Below are 24,097 nucleotides of genomic sequence, written 5' to 3'. Positions count from 1 at the left end.
GACTCTCAGGCGCGCCTGGCACCCCGGAGTGACGCCGCGGCAAGTGCCAGCGCTGCAACCCCACACAGCACGGTAAAACCAACGACGGCGGTCTGCAAGCCAAATACCGAGACCGCCATTCCCAAACCAATCACCGGAACTGCGCTCCCCAAATAGGTGATGACGTATACCGTGCTGATGACCTGCGCATGCCGGGCTGCCTCGACCTTCCCGGCAACGTCGTTGAACACCTGACGGAAGGCGATGCCCTGCCCTGCACCCGCAGTGGCGCTGGCTGCAACCAGCAACAACGGACTTGACCAAGCTGCGGCAGCTCCCACCAGGACTATCGAGATGCCCAACACCGCCAGGGCAACGGGGACCAGGTAGCGTCCGCGTACTCCTACCAGCTGGCTGAGCGCCGAAGCACCCAAGGTCACCCCAGCCAGCAGCCCGATAAGGGGTCTGGAATCAGCATGCACCACCGTTGCGAAATATCCGGGAGCCAGCGACAGGCAGAACCCAAAGACTGCGAAGCTCAGGAAGCCCACTGCCGATGCCATCCAAAAGGCACTGCGGGCGTGACTGGAAATGGCGGGTTTTCGTGGAGCGAGAACCTTGAACGCCGGCTTTCCTGCAGCGGGCGCAATCGCGGGCCTTGCCTTGAGTAGCCACAGTGGAATAAGCGTGGCAAGCAGCACCCCGGAATGGATGTAATAGGGCGTCCGCGTAGGGTCCGGAAGCAGCGACAGGAGACCACCGATGGCGGGTCCGGCAGCCACGCCACCAGCCGAGGAGAGCAACGTGAAGCGCGAAGCCCAGTCAGGCCGCTGGGGCAACAGTTCACGCAGGGCTGCGGAACTGGCCCCAGTAGCCAGCCCTACTGCCACGCCTTGGAAGGCCCTGCCGAGGGACAACATGCCAAGACTGTCCGCATTCGCGAAGATGATGCCGCCCACCAAACCCATGACGACGGCAAGCACCAGTGCCGCCCGCCTGCCAATGTGATCGGACCAGTGCCCCGCCACGATGAGAGCCACAACAAGCGCCAGCACGTAGCTGGCAAAGGCCATCGTGACGTCCAAGGAGGACATACCCAGGCTGGCCTGCAGCAAAGGATAGAGAGGTGTGGCAAGGTTTGCGCCCACAAGCAGCGTGAACATCACTATGCCGGCCAGGACCAGCCTTGCAGTGGTGGTGGCATCCCAACTCCAGACGCCGGCTTTGGCCGGACGCATGCGGAGTTCGCTCAAGACAGTCATTTCCGTGCCTTTGATTCGGGGCTGCGCGGGGTTCCTTGTGGGATGGAGGGCACAGCCAGGTTTCGGTAGCAACAGATTGCCGCAGTACTGCGCTCAACGCAGCAGGAACGTGGGAAAATTGAGCACAATACTCAAAGTAGTGTCGTCAAAGTAAGCCGGAGTGACCATTTGAATACCTTGGACCCCATGGACTTGAAGATCCTGCTGGAACTCATCAAGGACCCCCGCATCCAGATCGCCGAGCTCAGCGATTCCCTCGGCATTGCCCGCAATACCGCGCAGAGCCGCCTTAAACGGCTGCTCCGGTCCGGGGTCCTTCAGGCAGCAGGCCGCGAAGTGGACCTTGAAAAGGTGGGGTACGACGTCGTCGCTTTCATCACCATTGAAGTAACGCACCGCGAACTCGACGGCGTCATCGGCGCCTTGCGGCTGATTCCACAGGTGCTGGAAGTCCACGAAATCTCAGGCCGCGGAGATCTGTGGTGCCGCGTGGTGGCCACGGACACGCACAACCTGCAATCTGCGCTGAGATCCGTCCTTCGTACCAAAGGCGTCATCCGAACAGAAACTGTCCTGGCCCTACACACGCATATCCCCTACCGCACGGAGCCTTTGATGGAAAGGCTGGCCGGTTCCACCAACACGCGGTCAGCATGAGCGTTTGAACGCGGTTCCAGGCGTCTCACCCGATTAGGCTTTTGACCATGGATTGGCTCTCACACATATTGCAGATCAACTGGCTCGCTGTCCTCCTGGCTTTCATTTCAAGCATGGTGATCGGGTTCGTTTGGTACATGCCAGCCGTCCTGGGGCGCCGGTGGATGCAAGCGATCGGCAAAACCGAAGAGGACCTTAAGAACATCGATGGTGGCGCGGGCATCTGGATTCCCATGATGCTTGCCGCGGCGCTCACCAGCATTCTGCTGGCCATCCTGATCAGTGCCCTGGAGCTCAACACTTTCCTTGCCGGCGGACTCTTCGCCTTGATCCTGGCTTTGGTGTTCCGTGCCGGAGGACATGTCATCCACAATGGTTTCGCGGGGCGTCCCTCTGAGGTGACCGTTATTGATGCGGGGCACGACATCCTCGCCATGACCATTGCCGGCGCCATCATCGGTGCCATGCAGTAGCGTTCACTCGTGACCATCATTGATAACGCCGTCTATGTAGAGGGCGTACGCACAGCCACCCCACGTAACCTTGAGCAGACTTTCGAGACTCTCTCGGAGCAAGGTGGCATGGCGTGGATCGGGCTATACAGGCCCACCCGGGACGAGATGGCCGCCGTCGCCCACGAATTCGGCCTTCACGAACTCGCTGTGGAGGACGCTGTTTCAGCGCACCAGCGGCCAAAGCTGGAGCGTTACGACAACAACCTCTTCACGGTCCTGCGGCCCGCCCGCTATCTGGATGCTTCGGAGACGGTGGAGTTTGGCGAGCTGCACATCTTCACTGGTCCCAATTTCGTGGTGACCATCCGCCATGCCGAGACCGGCGGAGTCGCTCGCGTCCGGCACCGTTTGGAGCAGCGCCCAGACCTTTTGCGGCATGGACCCGAAGCGGTGCTGTATGCCCTCCTGGACCAGGTGGTGGACGATTACGCGCCTGTGGTGGCCGGACTTGAGAACGACATCGACGAAATTGAGGACCAGCTCTTCAGCGGCGACACCGCGGTTTCTCGACGGATCTATGAACTTGCCCGTGAAGTCATTCAATTCCAGCGGGCCATCCAGCCTCTTCCGGACATCATGGTCCTGCTGGAGAAGGGCTTCGAAAAGTACGGCGTGGACATCGAACTCCAGCGCTCCCTCCGCGACGTAGAGGACCACGTCCAGCGCGTTATCTCCAGGGTGAACTCCTTCAGGGATCTCCTGCAGAACGCCCTGACCCTTGACGGCACCCTGACAGCCAACCGCCAGAACGAGGCGAGCGCTGCGCAGAACGAGCAGGTCAAGAAGATTTCCTCGTGGGCTGCCATTCTGTTCGCTCCCTCGTTCGTGGCGGGCGTTTATGGCATGAACTTTGACCACATGCCGGAGCTGCACTGGGACTTCGGCTATCCAATGGCCATCGGGCTCATGGTCGGAGCAGCACTGCTCATGTATCTCATTTTCAAGCGGAAAGGCTGGCTGTGACGCCGCTATTCCCGCAACCAGGAAACCGTACCCAACGAGGGCAAGGCAACGGGGAAACCGTCCTGGCGCTCTTGGAGGGCATCTCGCACGACGCCGGACGGTCAGGTTTCCAGCTTGAGTCCAGCCAGCATGAAGCAGCGCAGCGGTTGGCAGCCTTCGGTGCAGCGGTAACGGGCCGTCGTCGTACGCTACAGCAGAGGACGCCGCGAAGCATCTATCTTCACGGACCTGTGGGTCGCGGCAAAACGTGGCTCATGGACAGTTTCCATGACAGGCTCCGGGCCCGGAAACGTCGCGTCCACTTTCACGATTTCTTCCGTAAGCTCCACGGCGGAACGCACCGTCCCGTTTCCGCGGATGGAACAGCCATACAGCACTCAGTGGATGTGCTCCTGGCGGACATCGATGTCCTGTTCTTTGATGAATTCCATGTCCATGACGTTGGGGATGGAATGTTAATCGCGCGACTACTGCGAACCGCGGCACAGCGCCGGATTCCCTTGGTGGTCACATCCAACTACGCCCCGGACGACTTGCTGCCTAATCCCCTGTGGCACGACCATTTTGTGCCCACCATCGAAGCCATCAAAGAGATGATGGAGATTGTGGAGATCAACGGCCCCGCCGATTTCCGGCGGTTTCCTGCAGCAGGTACAGAACCCGGCGACGCGCCCAAGGCCTTCAGCTCTGGTCGGATCATCACGCCGGGCACGCCCAAACAACTGGGACGGTTGGGGCTCTTCCGTCCATCCGCGTCCCAAAGCCGTGTGCTGACCCCAACAACGCAACCGATCGTGGTCAAGAACGCAGACCCGGAGCTGCTCTGGGTGGGGTTTCCGGAATTGTGCGCAGGGCTGACCTCCACCGCGGACTTCCTGGCCTTGGCGCACAGTTTCAAGACCTGGGTCATCGACGACGTTCCCTCCCCTGCCGTGGGCGACCCTGCTTCCGCGCCCGCATGGCAGCGGTTCAGCAATGCCGTGGACGTGCTTCACGATCAGGACATCACCTTGTTCCTGATCGGCACGAGACCCCTGGACTGGGACGCGGAGCCCTCCGGGAGCGTCCTGCCCGTGGATCTGGCCCGCATTGCCAGCCGCCTGTCCCTGTTGGGCAGGTCCGATCACGACGATGCCCTGACAATCGAAGAGGCCGCCGGAAGCTGAGTTTCGGGGGGCCTCGGGACCTGTTTTCGGCCTGGGAATTTCGACCTCGGGACGGTGTTGGCCCTTTGGGTTTTTTGCCGCTAGATCACGCCACCGGCAGCAGACGGCGCACTTGAATCACGCCCAGCATCGCCAACGCTCTCACGGGCAACGTAATTCTCGATGTCGAAGAGGTTTTCCGCCCGCTCTGTGATGTTTAGAAGCGTGGTCATGGAGGCAACTTCCTCAACCTGTTCCTTCAGGAACCACAGCATGAACTGTTCGCCCAGGGCGTCACCCTCTGCGCGGGCGGCGCGGAACATCTCCTCAATGTTGCGCGTGACTTCCCTCTCCTGCTCAAGGGCCAAAGCGATGGGTTCCTTGGCGTTGGCGAAGTTGTTGCGAACCGGGGCGATGCCGGGAATCTCGACGGGTACGTTACGGTCCAGCATGTACTGGACCATCATCATGGCGTGGTTCCGCTCCTCGAGGGACTGGCGGTAAAAATGCCGGGCAAGTTGCGGCAAGTCCTGACCGTCAAAATACACGGCTACTGCAATGTATTGCTGGGAGGCCGCAAACTCATTGGCGACCTGAACGGACAACAGCTCATTGAATGTCTTGTTAGCCATGGCACCGATCCTACAGCCGGGCTAAGACAGCCAGGCAGCGACCTGTTAAGCCAGCAGCACGGCGAACCAAACACCGGCAGCGGCAGCCCCGACGCTGACAGCCATGGAACCCAAGCCGTTGACAAGCGCCAGCCCCATCCGCCCGCTCTGCACCAGCCGGATGGTCTCCAGGCTTGCCGTGCTGAAGGTGGTGTAGCCACCCAGGAAACCAGTGCCGAGGATGAGTTGAAGGGATTCGGGGGCCTGCCCTTGCATCACAAGGCCAGCCAGGAACCCGAGGAGCAAGGAGCCGGAAACATTGATGAAAATGGTGGCCCATGGCAGGGCCGTACGAAGGCGTGCCCGGATGAGCCCGTCCAGAATGAATCTGGCAGCGGCGCCGAGTCCCCCCGCCAGGGCCAACAGGAGGACGGTCATTTCGCCCGCCGGTGGTGCCATGCAGCGAGCCAGATTCCGGTTGTGGTTGCCACCGCCCCACCCAGCAGGCTCACACCCAGATAACTTGTACCACCAGTCGTGTCTCCTGCGGTAAACAGGTGAACCGCATCCAATGCGAGCGTGCTGTAGGTGGTGTAGGCACCCAGAAAGCCCGTACCCAAGGCGAGGCGCAGCATCCGGCGACGTCCGACGTCGGGCCCCCTCCTCGCCAGCCCCTCCAGCAAAGCGCCGAGCGCCAAGGCGCCGGAAAGGTTGATGAGGAGGGTGGGCAACGGCCAGGATCCTGGCGCGGGAATCAAGAGTCCGAGGCCATAGCGGGCGAGCGCCCCCAGGACGCCGCCTACGGCGACAATTCCGATGAACCCCCAGTGAAGATGGACGGGACGCCTGATCTCAGTCGTCATCATCCACCGGTACCCGTGGCTCAACGGGTACAACGAGCACAGGACGGTCTTGGCGGTGGAAGAGCTGCCGGGCAATGGAGCCCGCCGTCAGTTCTTTGATGGCTGAACCGAGCTTGCGGTCCCTGGAGCCCACCACAATCATGGACGCCCCGATATCTTCTGCCTCACGGGCCAACGCCCGTGCCGGCTCCCCTGCCAGGGAAACGATGGACCAGTTCAGATCAGCTTCGGCCAACTGGGTGGCAATTGCTGTCCGCACGGATTCCGGGGCGCTCTCGGCATCGTCATCCACGCCGTCGGGATCAATCGGGGCCGATGGACCGCCCGTGGTGCCGTCCACGGGATAGGCCGTCACATCGACGAACGCGCACACCAGTGGGAGCCCGGCGCTCAGCGCCACCTCAGCGGCGCGCTCGACGACGACGGGCCGCTGCCCGGGCATGACGCCTACCAGGATGGGGCCGGCGAGGCCTTTAGGTACTGGGGTTCCGGTCATGGTGAAGTCCTCCTGTCAGACTTTCTTTACGACGCTGGACTTGAGCTGCATGGGACCGAATCCGTCCACTTTGCAGTCAATATCGTGATCCCCCACCCCGTCGACGAGGCGGATATTCCGCACTTTGGTGCCCACCTTGATGGCCGTGGCGCTGCCCTTGACTTTGAGGTCCTTGACCACCGTGACGGTGTCGCCGTCGTTCAGAATATTGCCCACCGCGTCTTTGATGACGTGCGCCTGCACATCACTCTCGGCGGTGGGTGACCATTCGTGGGCGCATTCAGGGCAAACGAGCAGCACGCCCATCTGGTAGGTGTATTCACTGGAGCATTCGGGGCACGGAGGCAGGGAGTCGTTCACAGGGTAATTCTAAGGCGCCATCCACTGCCGCCCGGCTCTTCAACCACAGCCCGATCGCGTGCCTCGGTCACAACCATATTACGAAGGCGCGCCGCCGAATCTGTTGCCCCATGTCGGATCGACACATAGGCTCAATAATGTGAGTGGCGGGGACGGTGATCCGACAAGCGGTACCGACCAGCGACCCGTGAAGGAAAAACAAGCATGGCTACAGGCACAGTAAAATGGTTCAACGCTGAAAAGGGCTTCGGATTTATTGCCCCGGACGACGGTGGCCCGGATGTATTCGCCCACTATTCCGCAATTACCTCCAGCGGATACCGTTCCTTGGACGAGAACCAGAAGGTCCAGTTCGACATCACCCAAGGCCCTAAGGGACCTCAGGCGGAGAACATCCAACCCCTCTAAACTCCCACAAGAAACCGGCCAGGCACGTTGTGCCTGGCCGGTTTTGTTGTTGGCGAAATCTGTGGAGCTAAGGAGATTCGAACTCCTGACCTCTTCGATGCGAACGAAGCGCTCTACCAACTGAGCTATAGCCCCCTGGGCACGGCGTCTACGGCCGGGCCAGTGTCCCTAGGCTACAAAGTTTCCCGGCGCTTTTCCAACCACGACACGAACGTTTCAGTGCCATACCTTTGCTCGGGCATGAGGTTGAGTCCTGCGCGCAGGTAGGCGCCCATGGCACCCGGCAGTGGGACTTCCAGAACCTTGCCTCGTGCGCCACTAATGGCTTTCCACGACGCCGCCATGTCCTTCATGGCCAGGACCTCGGGGCCGCCAACGGTTCTGACCCGGTGCTGCTCGGGAGAAGGCGGTTCCAGCGCAGCTTCGAGCAATGCAGATCCGGCTTCCCTGGGTGAGATCGTCTGGAACCGCACTCCCTTGAACACCGGAATCAACCGTATCTTTGCACCTGCGCTAAAGATCATTTCGACCAGGCTGTGGAATTGCGTGGCTCTGATAACCACCGTTTCCAGTTCGGCCCTCGCGTAGACCCGCTCCTTTGCCGCTTTGGAGACATAGTAGGAATGGGCGCTCTTGTCGCAGTTGATAATCGACAACGCCACAGCCCTGCGAACACCTGCCTGGTGAGCCATGCCAAGAAGACGCTCGCCGCCGTCGGCAAATTGCTTTTGGGCTTTCCCGAACTGGCCCTCAAGGCAATCAATGACGACGTCGGCACCCGCCAGCGCAGCTGCCAGGCCATCGCCTGTGGTGACGTCGCCTGCAAAGTAGCTGGCGCCGTCGTAATGCTTCTCCGAACCGGGAGGCGGCACGTGGCGACTCAGGGCGGATACTGTGTGCCCGGCGTCGAGCGCCTGGCGAACAACCTCACGGCCTACCTGGCCGGTGCCACCCGCAACACAGAGCGTGGTCATTCCGGGCTAGGCGCGGCGACGCTGCAGGACATCGTCCAGGTTGCTCAGGGCGCTCTGCCCCTTGGATGCAGTACGCACCTGTGCAGCTGCTGCGGCCTCCGCCTGCTCAACACTTTGCTTCAGCACCGGCTTGCCCACAGGCTTGGGAGCGTCAGGAAGATCCAAAGGCTCCGGAGCGGGGCGCGGCGCCTTCGCGGCACCAACGTAGGTGGGCTTGGGAACCTCAACCGGTTCCCAGCTGGCATCCTCGGAACCAGTGGCCCCCTCGGCGGACCTATCACCAGCGGACTTGTCAGCGGCGGACTTGTCAGCGGCGGACTTGTCACCAGCAGACTTGTCTCCGGCCGCTAGGGCAACAGCCAAGGCAGCCTGGCGTAGTTCCACGGCCGAAAGGCGTGCGGCTTCCAGCTTTCCGGCCTCAGCATCGAAAACCGGGGTTTCCTTGGCTTCGACAGGCGCTTCCTTTGGCAAGTACCGTGCCGGGGTTTGGATGGGCACCACTGGTGCAGCCCGCCGCGCACGACGTTCACGGAGATCCCGGAGGGCGAGTCGCCGCAAAGTCACTACCGCAAGTACCGAACCCACGAACGACACCAACGGCAGCCAGACATTACCGGTGCCGAACAGCCGCAGTACGCCCGAAACAATGGCAGTCAACAATAAGGCCAGACCTGCCAGGGCCAAAGTGAGCCGGGCATAACGAATAGTAAAGGGAGTTGCGGGCGGCTTCCTGGCCGACGACTCAGCCACGCTGGATTCCTGGGGCGACGCCGGTGCTTTGCTGTGCATGGTCTCCATCGGTTTCTCCTGCCGGGGTGCCAAAGTCAGTACCACCCCTGCCTGCGTTTCGTCTGGTTCGTCGTCAAATGCCTCTGCTGAAACAGTGGCCGCCTGGACCTGCTGCCGTCTGTTCCGAAGAACGTAAGGAGCGACCCATACCATCCAAAGCGCGACAGTGACCACAAGGATCACTGAGCTGCTGAGAGGGAAGTCCACATTCAAAACCGTAGAAGCAAATCATCAGGGGCGGCGGCATTGCGGTCGGTGTGTCGTCGGCGAGTCCACAAATGAATGGAGATACGGCTCAAAAGGGGCTATGACCTGCCTGTTCTTCCTCTGAGCCAGGCGCCGAGGAGTCCCTGCGGAACCTCCTCCGAGGTCAGTGCGAATGATCGATGATCCGCCCACTCCCCATTGATGTGCAAGTACCTCAGGCGGTAGCCTTCGTCCCGGAATCCGAGCTTTTCCACCACCCGGAGACTTGGTGCGTTCTCAGGCCGGATATTGATTTCCATCCTGTGCAGGCCCAGGGTCCGGAAGCAGTGGTCCGTAGCCATGGCAACTGCCGTGGGAGCAATGCCGTGCCCGGCGCGTTCCTTGTCAACCCAGTAACCCAAGGTAGCCATCATCGCCGAACCCCACACGATGGATGAGACCGTCAATTGCCCCACAATCTGCGGCTCACGGAACCCCTCGGTCCGCTCCGTGATGAGGAAGGGCAAAGCCGTGGACTGCCGGGCTTGCGCATTCAGGGATGCCACCATTTGACGGTAACTCGGCAGGCGCCCACCCGGCGCAGGATTGGACGCCTCCCAAGGTGCAAGCCATCCACTGTTCCGCGAACGGACTTCAGACCACTCCCGCTTGTCGCGGTAACGGATGGGCCGGAGCACCAAGGCTCCGCTTTCCAGCGTTACCGGCCAGATCGCAGAGCCGTACACCGGTGTTATTTGGGAAGACCGGCAGTGAAGGTGGGCAGCCACTCGCGGAGCTCGGGGCCCAAGTCATCGCGTTCGCATGCCAACTCGATGCAGGCCTTCAAGTAGCTCAACTTGTCACCGGTGTCATAGCGACGCCCACGGAAGACAACGCCATAAACGCCGTAGCCTTCACCTTCCCCGGCAGCCAGAACCTCAAGGGCATCCGTCAGCTGGATTTCTCCGCCGCGTCCGGGAGCAGTGTTCTCCAGGACGTCGAACACTGCCGGGTGCAGAACGTAGCGACCGATCACCGCGAGGTTGGATGGAGCTTCTTCGGGGGACGGCTTTTCCACCAGCTGCTTGATGCGGACGTAGCCGTCTTCACCGTTTTCCTCGACGTCGGCGCAACCGTAGGCGCTGATTTTCGAAGGCTCAACTTCGATGAGAGCGACAACGGAACCACCGGTTTTTTGCTGGACAGCGATCATTTCGCTGAGCAGGTCCTCGCGGGGATCGATCAGGTCATCGCCGAGCAAGACCGCGAACGGCTCGTACCCGACGTGCTGCTTTGCACGCAGGACCGCGTGGCCGAGGCCGTTGGGGTCGCCCTGGCGGACGTAGTGGATGTCGCCCAGGTTGGTGGCGGACTGGATAGCCTCCAGCTTGGCAGTATCGCCCTTCGCTGCCAGCGTTGCTTCCAACGCCGGCACACGGTCAAAGTGATCTTCCAGGGCGCGCTTGCTGCGCCCGGTGATCATCAGGACGTCGTGCAGGCCAACCTTCACCGCTTCTTCGACGACGTACTGGATGGCTGGCTTGTCAACCACGGGCAGCATTTCCTTCGGCATCGCCTTCGTGGCGGGGAGGAACCTGGTACCAAGACCCGCTGCGGGGATGACGGCCTTACGGACAGCATTGTTATCGAGAGTCACCGGACTAATGTAACGGAAGGAATACATCAACGGGTAAACCCTCGCCGTGGCAAGACGCAGAAACAGCCCTTGAACTGGAGCGGATTTGCTGCTTTACGTAGACCACGGTAGCCCGCGCGAATCTCATGATCGGACAAAAATGGCATCGAAGGAAGACATCCGCAGCAGCCGACGCCTGTACAGGCGCGGCCTCACCAAGGAGCAAGTAGTCCAAGCCGGTGAATCAATTGCACGGCACGGCTTGGCCTGGGCCGAGAAAATCTCGCCCGGATCCCCCAGGACCTTCGCGATCTACGTCGGCGTCTCCCACGAACCCCCAACCATGCCCCTGATCGCGGGCCTCCACAACGCCGGCCACCAGGTCCTGCTTCCCGTCTGCGAAGCCGGCCGCCAGTTGAGCTGGGTCTACTGGACGCCGGAGACAGCTTTCGTCCGGTCCGACTACGCACCCATCGACGAACCCGAAGGCGAGCGTTTGGACAGTGCTGTTGTGAGCGCTGTTGCGGGCATCTTCATGCCGGCCACCGCTGTGGACCGGGATGGCAACCGCATCGGACAGGGCGGCGGCTACTACGACCGCCTCCTCCAACGCCTGGACAGTTCCGCTGGGCGGCCACCCACCATTGCGGTGGTGTACGACGACGACGTATTGCCTTCCGGAGCTATCCCCGCCGAGCCTTTTGACCGGCCGGTGCCGGATGCCTTGACACCCTCGGGAATCATCGCGCTTGGCGGCGGAGAGTGACCTGGTTGACGCTACGTGAAGCCGCCCACCTACGTGGAGTTGGCAGATAGCGGATGAACGGGATGCTGATGATAGAATTGGCACTCAGGCCCTGCGACTGCTAATGCGGAGATTCTCCGCCACGGCTCCACAGGACCTGAACCTTGTCCTGAAGGAGGAACTCAGTGCCCACATACGCATACGCCTGCAAAGACTGTGACCATGCCTTTGACATCGTCCAGTCCTTCTCTGACAGCTCCCTGACGGAGTGCCCTGAATGCCAGGGCGCGCTCCGCAAGAAGTTCAACAGCGTCGGCGTTGTCTTCAAGGGCTCGGGCTTCTACCGCACGGATTCGCGCGATGCCAAGGGCAGCACCGTCTCCGCTGCGCCCTCCTCCCCGGCGACTCCGACCCCGGCTGCCGCGCCTGCACCAGCGGCTGCAGCCGCAGCAAGCTAGCAGCACTTTTCCACACCAGCACTTTTCCACATAGGGCACCCGGCCGCTGTTGGGCGGCCGAGCCCGGTGGCTAACGTGGCGTCATGCCACTAAAGTCCACCACTTCGCCACTCCCCCGCCGCGAACATTCAACTGCCCCTGCCCGGGGCCGTGGTCGCTCCCGAAACCCGCCAACCAGCACGGCTGGCTCTTTCCTCCCACGGAAGCAGGGGCCACATCGCCAAGTGAGGCTGGGCCCCAGGCAGAGCCTGAACTTCTGGGTCTCCCGGAATCGTCGGCTGACAGTTGCACTGCTGCTCTGCCTGGCCACGGGCATTACAGTCCAACAGCTAACCCCTGCCTCTGAGCAGCGCGTCAGCATTCTCGTCGCTGCCCGTGATCTTGCCGCAGGCACCAGCCTCACAGTGGCCGACTTCACCACTGTTGATGTGCCGCCCGACCTCGCGATCTCCGGAGCCCTGGAGGATCACGTTTCACTGGTGGGCCGCCAGCTTGCCTCGCCCTTGACTAAAGGGCAGATTCCCACTGAATCCAATCTTCTGGGGCCGGGTCTTCTCACTGGTGCACCTGTAGGTTCAGCTGCGGTCCCTCTTCGCATGGCTGACCCTTCATCCATCCAGCTTCTGTCCCCGGGACAGCTGGTGAATGTAGTACTCACTGCTGCAGGATCATACGACGAGTCCCGGCAAACCGAAGTCCTGGCCGCCTCCGTCCCTGTTCTTTGGACGTCTGCCCAAGGGGGCAAACCTGGCCAATGGCTTGGCACCAGCGACACCGACGGCTTGATGGTGGTAGCTGCAGATCCCCGGCAAGCAGAAAAGCTTGCCGGCGCATCCACGCTTGGCAAGCTTTTCTTCGTTTTGGTCAATCCCTAGGTTTGGTCAATGCCCAGGTTTCGCCAATCCCTGATGGAGGGCTTGGATTCGGTGATCTCATCAGCCCCAATGCGGGGGCTTCTGCTCCTTCAACCACTGCTCATGGTCATAGTTGCCTTCGTCGCCCCAACGCCGGGGATCGTCTTCAGCGGCCTTGGTAGGCAAGATTCCACCGGAAGCTTGCTTCGTCGCTGGCGTCTTTGACTCTGCCTGCTCTTCAGCGTTTTCGGCGCCTACAGCTGCGGCCTGTTCGTCAGAGCCGCTTTCGTTGTCGGTTCCCTGTTCATTCACTGGTACTTCAGTCCCATCCTCTGGATCACTGGGCGTTGGATTGCTGGCTTCTGCGTTGCTTGGTTCGCCATCCGTCCCCCTGCGCCGGTTCACATCTGCCTGCCCGGGCTGCTGAGATTCCAGCGATGCCTGGGGACTTCCCGGGCTTTGCCGATGCGAAGCCCGGGTTGCGGAGGAACCGCTGTACGAGGAGCTGCTGTACGTGGACATCCCATATGAGGAGCTGGAATACGAGGAACCTGCATACGAGGAGCCAGCATTATCCAGATTCAATTGTTCAACATCCATGTCCAGGAAGCCATGCTCCGCTGGCGGGGCGGCCTGGGGAACATGGTTCTCAAGTCCCAAATAGGACCCGATTCGATCTGCGCAGGACGAAGGATCCGTGAACACTTCGATGGTCCACAGGGACATGTAACGCCAGCCCATGCGTTCCAGCAGCTGGGGCCTCAGACGGCTGCGTTCACGGACACTCATGCGTCGGTAACGTTCCGTGCCATCGGACTCGATTGCCACCGGCGTGGGAATCTCGGCGCCTTCCCGTCCAATGGTGTGGACGGGATCGGCAGCGGCGGCAATGTCCAGGACACCGTCATAAAGGTGCCACACGCGGGCGCCCCTCGCCCGCAACCTCTCGCCGAGATCGGCAACCAGAGGGTCCTCCCCCAAAGCCTGTTCGCTGGCAACGGCGCGCGAAGCAGGAGTTCCAAGGTTGCTGTTTCCGGACAGTTCCCGGTCCAGCAGTTCGTAAAAGTCCACAGCCCCGTGCGCCAAGCGGTCCAGATCCAGATCTTCCGGGCGGAAGCAGCTCAGGACGTGCATGGAACGGCGGGCACGGGTCATTGCCAAGGCAAAGCGGTTTCGTCCGCCCTCGGTGGACAGGGGTCCGAACGAGTGCAAGGCGCGGCCGTGGGGTGTCCGTCCATAGCCCAGGGAGAAAATGACATGGTCGCGCACCAGGCCTTGGGCACGCTCGAGGTCCACAACGCGGAAAGACTCGGGGCCGGCGCCGAAGAAGGCGGACAACAAGGGGTGGTTGGGCAACTGAAGCCGGATAGCCTCGCCGATCCGCGCAGCGTGGCGCAGGCTGGCCGTGACCACCGCCAAGGACGTGCGGGGCCGGAGTCTGGCATGCTCGAAGACAAGATCCACCACGCGGTTGACCTCCGCCGTAACGGACTCAACGCCCTCATGGTCCGCGCCGGGGAGGCCGGTTCCATCGGGGATGTACTCCACCAGGATCGAACGATCCAGGCCAGTTACCGAATTGCCATCAGGCAAACGCCGGAGGCCGCCATCGTAGTAGTTCTTGCTCAGCTGCAGGATCAGATCCTCATCGACCGCCCGGTAAACCCAGTTCAGCTGCCAGGTGGGCAGGACGCGTGCCAAGGCTTTGAACGCACTGTCCACGCTCTCGTGGCTGGCCACTCCCGCCACGGGGGGTTCGACGGCAACGCTGAAGGTGCGGGCGTTCGCGACCTTCGCATCCCCGAAGGCTATGACTTGCCGGGCCCGTGCAATCGCCGGGAGGACGGCCTGAAGTGAGGTCGATTCGGCGTCGATGATGATCACGGCGTCAAACTTCTGCTCCGCCGGAAGAACTCCCGTCAACAGGTACGGGCTCACCGACCACACCGGAACAAGCAGGGGCACGAGGTCAGGGGCCTGCGCACTCAAAGCAGGGAGCGTCACCCGACCATCCTTCAGCAGGGCACGCAGCAACTCGGCTTGCCGGGGGTGCTCCACTATCCCTTGGCCCCACTTCCGGGCCAACTGCCACCGCAAACGCGCAGCACCACTGGCAATGTGGGCTTGGTCCGCAAGGCGGTACTCAGCTTCAAGACGGCGGAGGGAGTCGCCGTCGGACATGGCGAGGTAGTCATCACCACTGATCATTGCTTCCAAGGCAGACTGCCACCAGGCAAGGTCAAGCTCGGCTGCCACCGAAGTGGCCGGAACTTCACGGGCGGCAAGGTCAGCGAGCAGCTCGCCGAGCCCGTGCTCGCGCATCTCCTCAATCAGGAGTGTGCGCTCCGGAAGTGTTTCAAGCGTGGCTGTATCCGCTACCAGCCGTTCGAGCCGCTCCATCAGTTCCAGATACGGAGTCTGGTGCAGCGAACCACCGGCCGAAGTGTGCTTGAGTGCCTCACCCAGGCGGCGAAGCTCGCCATCGAGTTCGCGGTACAAGGACCCGAGGTCAGCGAGCCCCGACGGCACGGCCGGGTGACGTTGGGTGGTTGCATAGCCCGCCCACAGGGCACGCTGCTCCTGGACCAGGACCAGGGAGCTGTGCAGGTCCGCGATGTGAACGCCAGGCCGCACATACTCCTTCGCCACCCGCCGCAGCCTCGAACGCTGCATGGACGGCATCTCCAGGTTCCGCTCCCGCCTCCACGCCGAGCTCGCAGTTGCAGAGATGAGGTCATGCACCGGGCGATCAAAAATATCCGGAGTGAACTTGTCCAGGCTTTCGCGCACGGCAATCAGCAATTCAAGCTGTGCGCCCCACTCCGTGAAGGTGTCCGCCAAACGGATCTCGGCGTGATCCGAAACCTGCTTCATGCGCTCGCGCAGGACGGGAAGTTTCTCCTCGGCGATGCGCGCAAGCTGTTGGGCCTCTTCTGTCTCCTTGCGGGTTACGAGCCGGGCACCGTACCAGGGGCTGGAGGTGGAAGCCCGGCTGAAGCTGCCCAGCTCGGCAGCACGACGCAGGCGCCCAGCCAGTTCTTCACGGTCCTTGATGTTGTCCAGCACACTGCGCTTCAGGCGCACCGTGGTGGACGGCGCCGGGTGGATGGACGTCAGCTCGGCCAACGATTGCATAGCCTGGTACGGCGAGCATCCCCAACGTTCGCGGACATTGTGGAGCGAGGCAACATGGTCCCTCAGGGCATGCCGGTGTCCGATCAGCGTCTGATGGAGGTTCCCGAGTTGGGGTTCCAGCGCCTTTTCATTGCGCATGATGGCACGGACCAATTGGCCCTTTAGCTGCTGCGGTGTGGTGCCGTTGCCCGGACGGAACAACATCGAATCCAGGCCCAGCGATTCCAGGTGCGCAGAAAGTCCCGCCAGGCTGGACTGCCGGTCTCCCACCACGAGAACGGATTTGCCTTCGCTGACCAAGGCGCCAATCGCATTGATTGCCGTCTGGGTCTGGCCGCTGCCCGGTGGGGTGCTGACAACAAGCGAATCTCCCGCGCGAACAGCGTCCACAACATACTGCTGGTCCGTGTCAGCGTCGAGCAAGAGGAGTTCGTCTGCCGGGTCGCGTTCATCAAGGCTGGGGAACCGCCCTGCTTTGATGGGTTCGGGCTCAATCTCGCCACCATTGGCAGCAGTTGCCAGCGCAGCCACGGTGGGGTTGTTCATGTTGATCCACGGATCATCCAGGTTTCCCGAAAGATCAGCCAAAGTGGTCACGAGCAAGTTGAATTCAACCTCGGCGCCGTGAATGGGCTGAACCAGGGTAGCCAGGCGATCCAGGACCGGTTGGGGGTCAAGCCGGGCCGTGTTGTAGGCCATGCGGGCTACTGCATTGACGTCGAAGACGATGCCGTGGACGGTCTTCAGGTGACGTACCAAAGCCGGGTTCATGCGTGCTTGCTCGGTGAGCTGCAACTCGAAATCGTCCTCGCCCGGGCGAACGGTCAGGATAATGGAGGTCAGCATGACAGGGGCGGAAACCCGCTGGGGTTTGCCGCCTACGGCTGAAGTCCACACCACCGTGCCGGCGGAGAGGTACCCGGCCTCGATACCGCGATCATTGCTGAGCTCAAATATTTTGGAGCGAATGTTGCGTGCGGCCCGTGCCGCCACCAGATATTGCTGGCGGTCGCGGATAAGCGTGGACAACCTCGTTCTACGCCCAGCCAACAGCTGCGCGAGGCCCGACGGATGTGCGTTGCTGAGATCGATGGCGCCTTCGGGCGTCTTCACGAAACGCAGCATCGTGTCCGCCCCTGTAACGGGCTTAAGTCCGGACAGCCATTTGCGGAGCTCTTCGGAGCCCTCTTCCTGGCCTTGACCTAATGACACAACTGCTGCCTTCTTTTCTGTACTAGCTTTAGACGCCTTGGACCATACCGGCATACTTTCGAGGGTAGCGGGAATACTCCTTCAGCCCGCTCCGCAACACTGTGCCAATGCGAAATTCGCCGTCATTTCACAGCTGAAAGAACAGTGGCCGGCCTCCCAGAGGAGGCCGGCCACTCAAAATGCTATTCCCACTCGATGGTTCCCGGCGGCTTGCTGGTGACGTCCAGCACCACGCGGTTAACTCCATCCACTTCGTTGGTAATGCGGTTGGAGATGCGCGCCAGGAGGTCATACGGCAAACGCGACCAGTCGGCCGTCATTGCGTCCTCGGACGATACCGGACGGAGAACGATCGGGTGGCCGTAGGTACGGCCATCGCCCTGGACGCCGACACTGCGTACATCAGCCAACAGAACCACCGGCATCTGCCATACATCGTTGTCCAAACCGGCAGCAGTCAGCTCGGCACGGGCAATGGCGTCAGCCTTACGGAGCAGGTCGAGACGCTCCTTGGTGACTTCACCAACGATCCGGATACCGAGGCCGGGGCCGGGGAACGGCTGGCGGCCTACGATTTCCTGAGGCAGGCCAAGCTGGGCACCGACCGCGCGGACTTCGTCCTTGAACAGGGCGCGCAGAGGCTCGACGAGCTCGAACTGCAGGTCCTCAGGAAGCCCACCCACGTTGTGGTGGCTCTTGATGTTCGCAGCGCCCTCGCCGCCGCCGGACTCGACGACGTCCGGGTACAGCGTGCCCTGGACCAGGAACTTGATCTTCTCACCCTCGGCAGTCGCCTGGGCGATGATGGCCCGCTCCGCTTCCTCGAAGGCCCGAATGAATTCACGGCCAATAATCTTGCGCTTGGTCTCGGGATCGCTGACTCCGGCCAACGCAGACTGGAAGCGCTCTTGCTCGTTGGCAACATACAGATTTACGCCTGTAGCTGCCACGAAGTCGCGTTCAACCTGTTCTGCTTCGCCTTCGCGAAGGAGGCCGTGATCCACGAAGACACAGGTCAACTGGTCTCCAACGGCCCTCTGAACCAGGGCTGCGGCAACGGCCGAATCCACACCGCCGGAAAGACCGCAGATGACCTTGGAGTCGCCGATCTGCTGGCGGATGCGATCCACCTGCTCTTCGAGGATATTGCCCGTGGTCCAGTTAGGGCTCAGGCCCGCGCCCTTGAACAGGAAGTTCTCCAGGACGTGCTGGCCGTGCACGGAGTGCTTGACCTCCGGATGCCACTGCACACCGTAGAGGCGCTTTTCCTCGTTGGCGAAGGCGGCTACCGGTGCGCCGGCCGTGGTGGCCAGCACTTCGAAACCCTCGGGAGCTTCCTGGACGGAATCGCCGTGGCTCATCCAGGTGTTCTGTGAGGAGGGCACGCCATCAAGAATCGAGCGGGCATCGCCAACCACCAGTGCTTCGGTGGCGCCGTACTCCCGGAGGCCCGTCTCGGCCACCTTGCCGCCCAGTGCGTTGGCCATGGCCTGGAAGCCGTAGCAGATACCAAAAACGGGCACCCCGGCTTCAAAAAGGTCCGCTCCAACGCGCGGAGCACCTTCTGCGTAGACGCTGGAAGGTCCGCCGGAAAGGATGATGGCTGCCGGGTTTTTGGCCAGAAGCTGCTCGGTGGTGAAGGTATGCGGAACAATTTCCGAATACACATTCGCTTCGCGGACGCGGCGGGCAATCAGCTGCGCGTACTGGGCACCGTAGTCAACAACCAGCACCGGCTTCTGGGAAGTCTGGGGTGCGGTGGGAGTAGTCACCAACCAAGACTACTTTGCCAGGCCGCCCCGGTGCACGTTGGCAGCGGCCCGAAGAGGTCAATTACGGGCTGGTGGTTAGGTATCTCACACCCTAACGCCTCTTGGGCTGGCCCTGATGCCGCTAGTAGCGCTTTGAGGCCTGCGGGTTGGCTGCCAGTTCGGCCTCAACCTGAGCGTGGAACTTCTTCTCGACGATGAACGACATCAGGGGTACGACACCACCCAAGGCCAGCAAGACCAGCTTGGAGAAGGGCCAGCGCATGAGCGACCACAGCCGGAAGTTGGACACCAGATACACCACGTACATCCAGCCATGGACGATCAATACAGTGGTGGAGATGTTGAAGCCACCGATCACGCCCTTGGGCTCAGACTCAGCGAATCCGAAGCCAAACGGCTTACCGGTCACGGCGTCCGTGCCACCGGCAAAGAGCGATACGCCGAAGCCATAACGGGCAATCAGCTCCGCGCAGAGCAGCAGGAGCATGGCACCGGTCAGGTAGGCCATGACTTTGTAGAACTTCAGCGCCGAACGGATCTGGGCTTCCGTTCCACCAAACTTGCGCTTCTTCGGCTTGGGTCCGGAGTGCTCGGGCTGGATGGCCGGCTTGGGCTCAATCATTACTGCACCTTTTGTTCTGGCCCAGGTTGCTGGGGTTCAGGGCTTGTTGGTTCGTTGGGGTGGTGATTATCTTCGTCGAACTCGTCGTCTTCGAGCTCGCGACGGTAGTCGTCAGCCACCATCCGCCACCAGATGTACAGGGCGAATCCTGCGAAGACCACCCACTCAACGGAATAGAAGAGGTTCAGCCAGTTGATCTGTTGTTCCGGCGGCTGCGCAGGGATGTTGAGGGGCTTTACCGCGTCATTGACGACGACGGGAACACCTCCGGCTAGTTCTGATGTTGCGGCAACGAAGCCTTGGTAGCTGGAGACGTCCCAGACGTTGATGAGTTCGGCAACGGCCACCGCAGACGCCCGGCCTGGACCGGCGTCGACGTTTGGCACCGGCGCTTCAGAGGGCAGCAGGCGGCCGGTCAGCGTGATAGTGCCCGACGGCGGCGGAACGGCTTGGGCGGCGTCGGCCACCCAGCCCCGGGCTACTGGAATCCAGGTCTTGGGCGAGGCCGCGACACCGCTCAGCTTCGGAGCATTGTCCACAGCGAACGCCGAGACAATCCAGAATCCCTTCTGGCCGTTGTACAGGCGGCCCTCCACGAGGACCTGCTTGGCGGGATCGTAGGAGCCGGTGGCCGTGACCATCTGGTCTGAGACAGAACCGGGGAAGAACTGCCCGGGCTGCAGGACGTCCACCAGCGGCTTGACCTCTTCAATGCCGGGCGATACGGGAGCTTCGTGCTGGGTGGACCGGCTGAGCTGCCACTGGCTGAGCAGCACAAAAACCGCGGACAAGAGAAGCGCAAAGACGAGTCCTGCGATCCAGCGGGGTTTCAGCGCGGTTTTCAACACCCCTTAACCGTACTTCGTCCGGCTGTAGAACAACGAAACGAACGGTAGGAACCTTAGCCCTGGAACGGGTCCGTGGGCGCCCTCAATGGTCAAATCTCAGTGGTCGAAGAACACCAGGCTGGAGTTGATGAGTTCGGAAATGACCTCGGTATCGTGCGCCCGCCGCAGGGACTCCCGGAATGACTCCTTGGAGAGCGAACGCGCCAACGTAGCAAGGACTTCCAAATGATCCGAGAAGGAGCTGGCAGGGGTGGCAATGAGCAGGATCAGCGTGGCTGGGCCATCAGTGGCACCAAAATCCAGGGCATGGCCGAACTTCGTGACGCCCACCGCAATGGAAATCCGGTCTACGAATTCACTGCGCGCATGCGGCAGTCCAATGCCACCGGGAAGTCCGGTAGCCAGCTGGTGTTCCCGGGAATGGACCTGCTCCAGGAAGCCCTGGAGGTTCGAGATCCGGCCAGCCGCGTGAAGCCGTTCCGCAAGTTGTGCCGCAGCATCGATTTTGTCCTCGGCAACGAGCTCCAGGATGACGGTGTCTGGCGTCGTCAGTTCCGCGTCATACCGGTCAAGTGGTTCAGCCAAGTCGTGTTCCCTCCAATGTGGCCTTCCGGCCGCAGGTCCTGTGTTTGCTCAGCGAAGGGGAACGATGTCATCGACTCCCATGCGCGCGGCGTCAGCTGATTCGTCATCGGGTTGTTGCTGGCTAAGCCGCTCAGCTTCCACCCGGGCCAGATAGTGCTTTATTTCGCTTTCCCGCTGTGCTTCGCTCCAGCCAAGGATTTCTCCCATCAGCTTAGCCACTACTGGCACTGCTGACACACCCCGGTCCCAGGCTTCGATCGAGATTCGGGTGCGGCGCGTCAAAACGTCGTGAACATGACGGGCGCCCTCATGGGTGGTGGCGTAGACCACCTCTGCGGCAAGGTAATCGTCCGCACCGGGAAGCGGCTCCCCGAGTTCGGGTTGCGCAGCGATGAGATCCAGCACTTCCGAGGCCATGGACCCGTAGCGGTTGAGCAGGTGTTCCACGCGGGCAACATGGACGCCGGCTTCTTCCGCTGAGCGGCCGCGGCGGTTCCAGGCGGCCTTGAACCCCTCTGCACCGAGCAACGGGATCGTTTCGGTGCAGCTGGAGGGAACCCGTTCATCCATCGCCCGGGTGGCTTCATCCACCGCATCTTTGGCCATGACGCGGTATGTAGTGAACTTCCCGCCAGCCACCACCACCAGCCCTGGCACCGGATGAGCCACCACGTGTTCGCGGGAGAGTTTGGCGGTGGAGTCGTTTTCCCCTGCAAGAAGGGGGCGGAGTCCTGCGTAGACGCCTTCTACATCCTCGCGGGTGAGGGGCCGCTTAAGGACCTTGTTGACGTGCTCCAAGACGTAGTCAATGTCCTTGCTGGACGCGGCGGGGTGCGCCTTGTCCAGCTTCCAGTCTGTGTCCGTTGTCCCGATGATCCAGTGGCGGCCCCAGGGGATCACGAAGAGCACTGACTTCTCCGTGCGCAGGATCAGCCCAACTGTGGATTGGAACCTGTCCCGCGGTACCACCAGGTGAATGCCCTTGGATGCCCTGACCTTGAGCTGGCCCCGATCCGTAACCATGGCCTGGGTTTCGTCCGTCCACACGCCCGTGGCATTGACTACCTGCTTGGCACGCACTTCGAAGACGCTGCCGTCTTCCTGGTTTTCCAGCTTGGCCCCCACCACGCGTTCGCCTTCCCGGAGGAAGTCCACCACACGCACCCTGTTCACAGCATGGGCGCCATAGTGGGCTGCGGTGCGCACAACGTTGACCACCAAACGGGCGTCGTCCACTTGGGCATCGTAGTAGCGGATGGAACCAACGAAGGCATCGTCCTTGAGGCTGGGAGCCGCCCTGAGGGTGCCGCGCCTGAAGAGGTGCTTGTGCATGGGAACACCGCGGCTGTGTCCGGAAGTGAGACTCAAGGTGTCGTAAAGCATGATGCCCGCGCCCACATAGGGGCGCTCCCAGAACCTGCGCGTCAGGGGGTACAGGAAAGGGACAGGGCGGACCAGATGGGGTGCAATCTGCTGGATCAGCAAACCACGTTCCTGCAGGGCCTCCTGGACCAGCCCGAAATCAAGCATTTCAAGGTAGCGGAGGCCACCATGGATGAGCTTGGATGATCGCGACGACGTCCCTGAAGCCCAGTCCCTTGCCTCAACTATGCCCACCGTGAGGCCGCGGGTCACGGCGTCGAGGGCTGCTCCAGCCCCCACCACTCCTCCGCCGACAATCAGGATGTCCAACTGCTTGCCGGGTTCGGCAGTGGCTTTCAGGACTTCAATGGATGCGGCACGGGATTCCGGGCTTAATGCTCCCGGAGAATTCACCTGCGGACCGCCTGCGACATTGCTCATCGGACCCCTCCTCAAACGCAACTGCTGGTAGTCCCCTACCCTACTTGTTGGCTGGTCCGATTGGCAGAAGTCCTAGTTGCCCGAGTATGGGGATACTACGACGTCCACGCGCTGGAATTCCTTGAGGTCGGAGTAACCTGTGGTCGCCATGGACCGACGCAGAGCGCCAATGAGGTTGGACGTACCGTCGGTGTGGTGCCCGGGCCCGAAGAGAACTTCCTCCAGGGATCCGACCGTGCCAACGTTGACGCGGTCGCCACGGGGTGATTCGAGATGATGCGCTTCCGGACCCCAGTGCCAGCCGCGGCCCGGAGCTTCTTCGGCGCGCGCCAGGGCGCTGCCCAGCATGACTGCGTCCGCTCCCATCGCGATGGCCTTGACGATGTCGCCCGAGCGGCCCATGCCGCCGTCGGCGATGACATGGACATACCGCCCACCGGACTCATCCATGTAGTCGCGGCGGGCCGCAGTGACGTCTGAAATCGCCGACGCCATGGGCGAATGAATGCCCAGCGCACGGCGCGTGGTGGTAGTAGCACCTCCACCGAAGCCAACCAGGACGCCTGCGGCACCAGTCCGCATGAGGTGCAGGGCCGGTGTGTAACCAGCTGCTCCACCAACGATCACGGGGACATCGAGTTCGTAGATGAACTGCTTAAGGTTCAGTGGCTCATGGTTTTTGGAGACATGCTCAGCAGAAACCGTGGTGCCACGGATGACGAAAATATCGACGCCGGCAGCCACCACGGTCTTGTAGTGTTCCTGGGTGCGCTGTGGGGTCAGGGAGCCGGCCACGGTGACGCCGGCGGCGCGGATCTCGGCCAGGCGGGAGCTGATGAGCTCTGGCTGAATGGGTGCCTGGTAAAGATCCTGCATTCGGCGGGTGACGGCCGGGCTGCTGGTTTCGTTGGCCAGGCCCGCGATCTCGTCGAGCACCTTCTGTGGGTTTTCGTACCGGGTCCAGAGTCCTTCAAGGTCCAGGACGCCAAGACCACCCAAACGGCCCAAAGTGATGGCCGTGTCCGGGGACATCACAGAGTCCATGGGGGCGGCAATCACCGGCATGTCGAACTTATAGGCGTCGATCTGCCAGGAGACAGAGACGTCCTTCGGGTCACGCGTCCGACGATTCGGAACGATCGCGATGTCATCCAGTGAGTAGGCACGACGCCCACGCTTGCCACGGCCAATCTCAATCTCATAAGTCACTGCTCGAGTT

25 protein-coding genes and 1 tRNA gene are annotated in these 24,097 nt (G+C 61.7%); 8 read left to right on the top strand and 18 right to left on the bottom strand.

Going from position 1 to position 24,097, the window contains the following annotated elements:
* Positions 1-5: 5 nt before the first annotated feature.
* Positions 6-1,241 (bottom strand): MFS transporter, encoded by a 1,236-nt coding sequence (locus AC1DD5_RS03295; protein WP_442018796.1) that lies wholly within the window; start codon positions 1,239-1,241, stop codon positions 6-8.
* Between the two features lie 186 nt (positions 1,242-1,427).
* On the opposite strand from AC1DD5_RS03295, the gene AC1DD5_RS03290 reads away from it, so the two are divergent.
* From AC1DD5_RS03290 to zapE, 4 genes are read left to right on the top strand one after another with little or no spacing between them, the layout of a single operon-like run.
* A complete protein-coding gene (locus tag AC1DD5_RS03290) occupies positions 1,428-1,898 on the top strand; it encodes an Lrp/AsnC family transcriptional regulator (protein ID WP_396133431.1) in 471 nt (156 codons plus the stop codon).
* 47 nt (positions 1,899-1,945) lie between these two features.
* A complete protein-coding gene (locus tag AC1DD5_RS03285; protein ID WP_431115863.1) occupies positions 1,946-2,371 on the top strand; it encodes a DUF1761 domain-containing protein in 426 nt (141 codons plus the stop codon).
* 9 nt (positions 2,372-2,380) lie between these two features.
* Complete coding sequence (gene corA / locus AC1DD5_RS03280; RefSeq protein ID WP_442018795.1) at positions 2,381-3,376, top strand: magnesium/cobalt transporter CorA; 996 nt, start codon at positions 2,381-2,383, stop codon at positions 3,374-3,376.
* The gene (gene zapE, locus AC1DD5_RS03275) at positions 3,373-4,542 is read left to right on the top strand and encodes a cell division protein ZapE (protein WP_477520604.1); all 1,170 of its coding nucleotides are present in this window, start codon (positions 3,373-3,375) and stop codon (positions 4,540-4,542) included. Before corA ends, zapE begins: the two co-directional genes overlap by 4 nt.
* Positions 4,543-4,622: 80 nt before the next feature.
* Here zapE and AC1DD5_RS03270 read toward each other — a convergent pair whose 3' ends face one another.
* The 5 genes from AC1DD5_RS03270 to AC1DD5_RS03250 are packed head-to-tail and all read right to left on the bottom strand — an operon-like array spanning position 4,623 to position 6,851.
* A complete protein-coding gene (locus AC1DD5_RS03270) occupies positions 4,623-5,153 on the bottom strand; it encodes a ferritin (RefSeq protein WP_442018793.1) in 531 nt (176 codons plus the stop codon).
* Between the two features lie 45 nt (positions 5,154-5,198).
* A complete protein-coding gene (gene crcB, locus AC1DD5_RS03265) occupies positions 5,199-5,570 on the bottom strand; it encodes a fluoride efflux transporter CrcB (protein ID WP_477520741.1) in 372 nt (123 codons plus the stop codon).
* Entirely contained in the window at positions 5,567-5,998 is a 432-nt protein-coding gene (locus AC1DD5_RS03260; RefSeq protein WP_477520603.1) for a fluoride efflux transporter FluC, read from the bottom strand. Before AC1DD5_RS03260 ends, crcB begins: the two co-directional genes overlap by 4 nt.
* Positions 5,985-6,491 (bottom strand): universal stress protein, encoded by a 507-nt coding sequence (locus AC1DD5_RS03255; RefSeq protein ID WP_477520602.1) that lies wholly within the window; start codon positions 6,489-6,491, stop codon positions 5,985-5,987. Before AC1DD5_RS03255 ends, AC1DD5_RS03260 begins: the two co-directional genes overlap by 14 nt.
* A gap of 15 nt (positions 6,492-6,506) precedes the next feature.
* Positions 6,507-6,851, bottom strand: coding sequence for a zinc ribbon domain-containing protein YjdM (locus AC1DD5_RS03250; RefSeq protein ID WP_477520601.1), 345 nt, complete (start codon positions 6,849-6,851; stop codon positions 6,507-6,509).
* Positions 6,852-7,055: 204 nt separating this feature from the next.
* Between AC1DD5_RS03250 and AC1DD5_RS03245 the strand changes: the two genes are divergently transcribed.
* Entirely contained in the window at positions 7,056-7,259 is a 204-nt protein-coding gene (locus AC1DD5_RS03245; protein ID WP_144648155.1) for a cold-shock protein, read from the top strand.
* 62 nt (positions 7,260-7,321) lie between these two features.
* On the opposite strand, the gene AC1DD5_RS03240 is transcribed toward AC1DD5_RS03245, so the two are convergent.
* The 5 genes from AC1DD5_RS03240 to galU form a co-directional block, all read right to left on the bottom strand.
* A tRNA-Ala gene (locus AC1DD5_RS03240) sits at positions 7,322-7,394 on the bottom strand.
* A 38-nt stretch (positions 7,395-7,432) separates the two neighbouring features.
* A complete protein-coding gene (locus AC1DD5_RS03235) occupies positions 7,433-8,233 on the bottom strand; it encodes an SDR family oxidoreductase (protein WP_477520600.1) in 801 nt (266 codons plus the stop codon).
* Between the two features lie 6 nt (positions 8,234-8,239).
* Positions 8,240-9,196, bottom strand: a complete 957-nt coding sequence (locus AC1DD5_RS03230; protein ID WP_477520740.1) for a hypothetical protein — start codon at positions 9,194-9,196, stop codon at positions 8,240-8,242.
* Between the two features lie 131 nt (positions 9,197-9,327).
* Entirely contained in the window at positions 9,328-9,954 is a 627-nt protein-coding gene (locus AC1DD5_RS03225) for a GNAT family N-acetyltransferase (protein WP_477520599.1), read from the bottom strand.
* A gap of 5 nt (positions 9,955-9,959) precedes the next feature.
* Positions 9,960-10,892, bottom strand: coding sequence for a UTP--glucose-1-phosphate uridylyltransferase GalU (gene galU, locus AC1DD5_RS03220; protein ID WP_442004119.1), 933 nt, complete (start codon positions 10,890-10,892; stop codon positions 9,960-9,962).
* A gap of 112 nt (positions 10,893-11,004) precedes the next feature.
* Between galU and AC1DD5_RS03215 the strand changes: the two genes are divergently transcribed.
* The 3 genes from AC1DD5_RS03215 to cpaB all read left to right on the top strand — a co-directional run bounded on the left by AC1DD5_RS03215 (position 11,005) and on the right by cpaB (position 12,922).
* Entirely contained in the window at positions 11,005-11,610 is a 606-nt protein-coding gene (locus AC1DD5_RS03215; protein ID WP_477520598.1) for a 5-formyltetrahydrofolate cyclo-ligase, read from the top strand.
* 164 nt (positions 11,611-11,774) lie between these two features.
* Positions 11,775-12,047 (top strand): FmdB family zinc ribbon protein, encoded by a 273-nt coding sequence (locus tag AC1DD5_RS03210; RefSeq protein ID WP_442004117.1) that lies wholly within the window; start codon positions 11,775-11,777, stop codon positions 12,045-12,047.
* Between the two features lie 224 nt (positions 12,048-12,271).
* A complete protein-coding gene (cpaB, locus tag AC1DD5_RS03205; protein ID WP_442004116.1) occupies positions 12,272-12,922 on the top strand; it encodes a Flp pilus assembly protein CpaB in 651 nt (216 codons plus the stop codon).
* Positions 12,923-12,982: 60 nt separating this feature from the next.
* On the opposite strand, the gene AC1DD5_RS03200 is transcribed toward cpaB, so the two are convergent.
* The 7 genes from AC1DD5_RS03200 to AC1DD5_RS03170 all read right to left on the bottom strand — a co-directional run bounded on the left by AC1DD5_RS03200 (position 12,983) and on the right by AC1DD5_RS03170 (position 24,087).
* Complete coding sequence (locus tag AC1DD5_RS03200) at positions 12,983-17,302, bottom strand: AAA family ATPase (RefSeq protein WP_477520597.1); 4,320 nt, start codon at positions 17,300-17,302, stop codon at positions 12,983-12,985.
* A gap of 128 nt (positions 17,303-17,430) precedes the next feature.
* Entirely contained in the window at positions 17,431-19,020 is a 1,590-nt protein-coding gene (guaA, locus tag AC1DD5_RS03195; protein WP_442004114.1) for a glutamine-hydrolyzing GMP synthase, read from the bottom strand.
* 121 nt (positions 19,021-19,141) lie between these two features.
* Positions 19,142-19,642: a DUF3817 domain-containing protein gene (locus AC1DD5_RS03190; RefSeq protein WP_442004113.1), complete on the bottom strand. Its 501-nt coding sequence runs from the start codon at positions 19,640-19,642 to the stop codon at positions 19,142-19,144.
* Entirely contained in the window at positions 19,642-20,490 is an 849-nt protein-coding gene (locus AC1DD5_RS03185) for an SURF1 family protein (RefSeq protein ID WP_442004112.1), read from the bottom strand. The genes AC1DD5_RS03190 and AC1DD5_RS03185 overlap by 1 nt, the downstream gene beginning before the upstream one ends.
* 96 nt (positions 20,491-20,586) lie before the next feature.
* Positions 20,587-21,075, bottom strand: a complete 489-nt coding sequence (locus tag AC1DD5_RS03180; RefSeq protein ID WP_216925144.1) for a PTS sugar transporter subunit IIA — start codon at positions 21,073-21,075, stop codon at positions 20,587-20,589.
* 48 nt (positions 21,076-21,123) lie between these two features.
* On the bottom strand, positions 21,124-22,878 hold the full coding sequence (locus AC1DD5_RS03175) for a glycerol-3-phosphate dehydrogenase/oxidase (RefSeq protein ID WP_477520596.1): 1,755 nt from the start codon (positions 22,876-22,878) through the stop codon (positions 21,124-21,126).
* Between the two features lie 72 nt (positions 22,879-22,950).
* Entirely contained in the window at positions 22,951-24,087 is a 1,137-nt protein-coding gene (locus AC1DD5_RS03170) for a GuaB3 family IMP dehydrogenase-related protein (RefSeq protein WP_431115884.1), read from the bottom strand.
* Positions 24,088-24,097 lie beyond the last annotated feature (10 nt).

This window comes from Paenarthrobacter sp. 10L420 (genome assembly GCF_056395385.1).
Note: the sequence above shows the minus strand (reverse complement) of the source record. Positions and strands in the feature narration are given on the sequence as shown.

Bases quoted from the DNA above. Each gene is read 5' to 3' on its own strand.
- AC1DD5_RS03215 (WP_477520598.1), top strand. From the start codon at position 11,005: ATGGCATCGAAGGAAGACATCCGCAGCAGCCGACGCCTGTACAGGCGC.
- AC1DD5_RS03200 (WP_477520597.1), bottom strand. From the start codon at position 17,302: ATGCCGGTATGGTCCAAGGCGTCTAAAGCTAGTACAGAAAAGAAGGCA.
- AC1DD5_RS03175 (WP_477520596.1), bottom strand. From the start codon at position 22,878: ATGAGCAATGTCGCAGGCGGTCCGCAGGTGAATTCTCCGGGAGCATTA.
- AC1DD5_RS03260 (WP_477520603.1), bottom strand. From the start codon at position 5,998: ATGATGACGACTGAGATCAGGCGTCCCGTCCATCTTCACTGGGGGTTC.
- AC1DD5_RS03255 (WP_477520602.1), bottom strand. From the start codon at position 6,491: ATGACCGGAACCCCAGTACCTAAAGGCCTCGCCGGCCCCATCCTGGTA.
- AC1DD5_RS03295 (WP_442018796.1), bottom strand. From the start codon at position 1,241: ATGACTGTCTTGAGCGAACTCCGCATGCGTCCGGCCAAAGCCGGCGTC.
- AC1DD5_RS03245 (WP_144648155.1), top strand. From the start codon at position 7,056: ATGGCTACAGGCACAGTAAAATGGTTCAACGCTGAAAAGGGCTTCGGA.
- AC1DD5_RS03285 (WP_431115863.1), top strand. From the start codon at position 1,946: ATGGATTGGCTCTCACACATATTGCAGATCAACTGGCTCGCTGTCCTC.
- AC1DD5_RS03235 (WP_477520600.1), bottom strand. From the start codon at position 8,233: ATGACCACGCTCTGTGTTGCGGGTGGCACCGGCCAGGTAGGCCGTGAG.
- AC1DD5_RS03190 (WP_442004113.1), bottom strand. From the start codon at position 19,642: ATGATTGAGCCCAAGCCGGCCATCCAGCCCGAGCACTCCGGACCCAAG.
- crcB (WP_477520741.1), bottom strand. From the start codon at position 5,570: ATGACCGTCCTCCTGTTGGCCCTGGCGGGGGGACTCGGCGCCGCTGCC.
- galU (WP_442004119.1), bottom strand. From the start codon at position 10,892: ATGTATTCCTTCCGTTACATTAGTCCGGTGACTCTCGATAACAATGCT.
- AC1DD5_RS03270 (WP_442018793.1), bottom strand. From the start codon at position 5,153: ATGGCTAACAAGACATTCAATGAGCTGTTGTCCGTTCAGGTCGCCAAT.
- AC1DD5_RS03290 (WP_396133431.1), top strand. From the start codon at position 1,428: ATGGACTTGAAGATCCTGCTGGAACTCATCAAGGACCCCCGCATCCAG.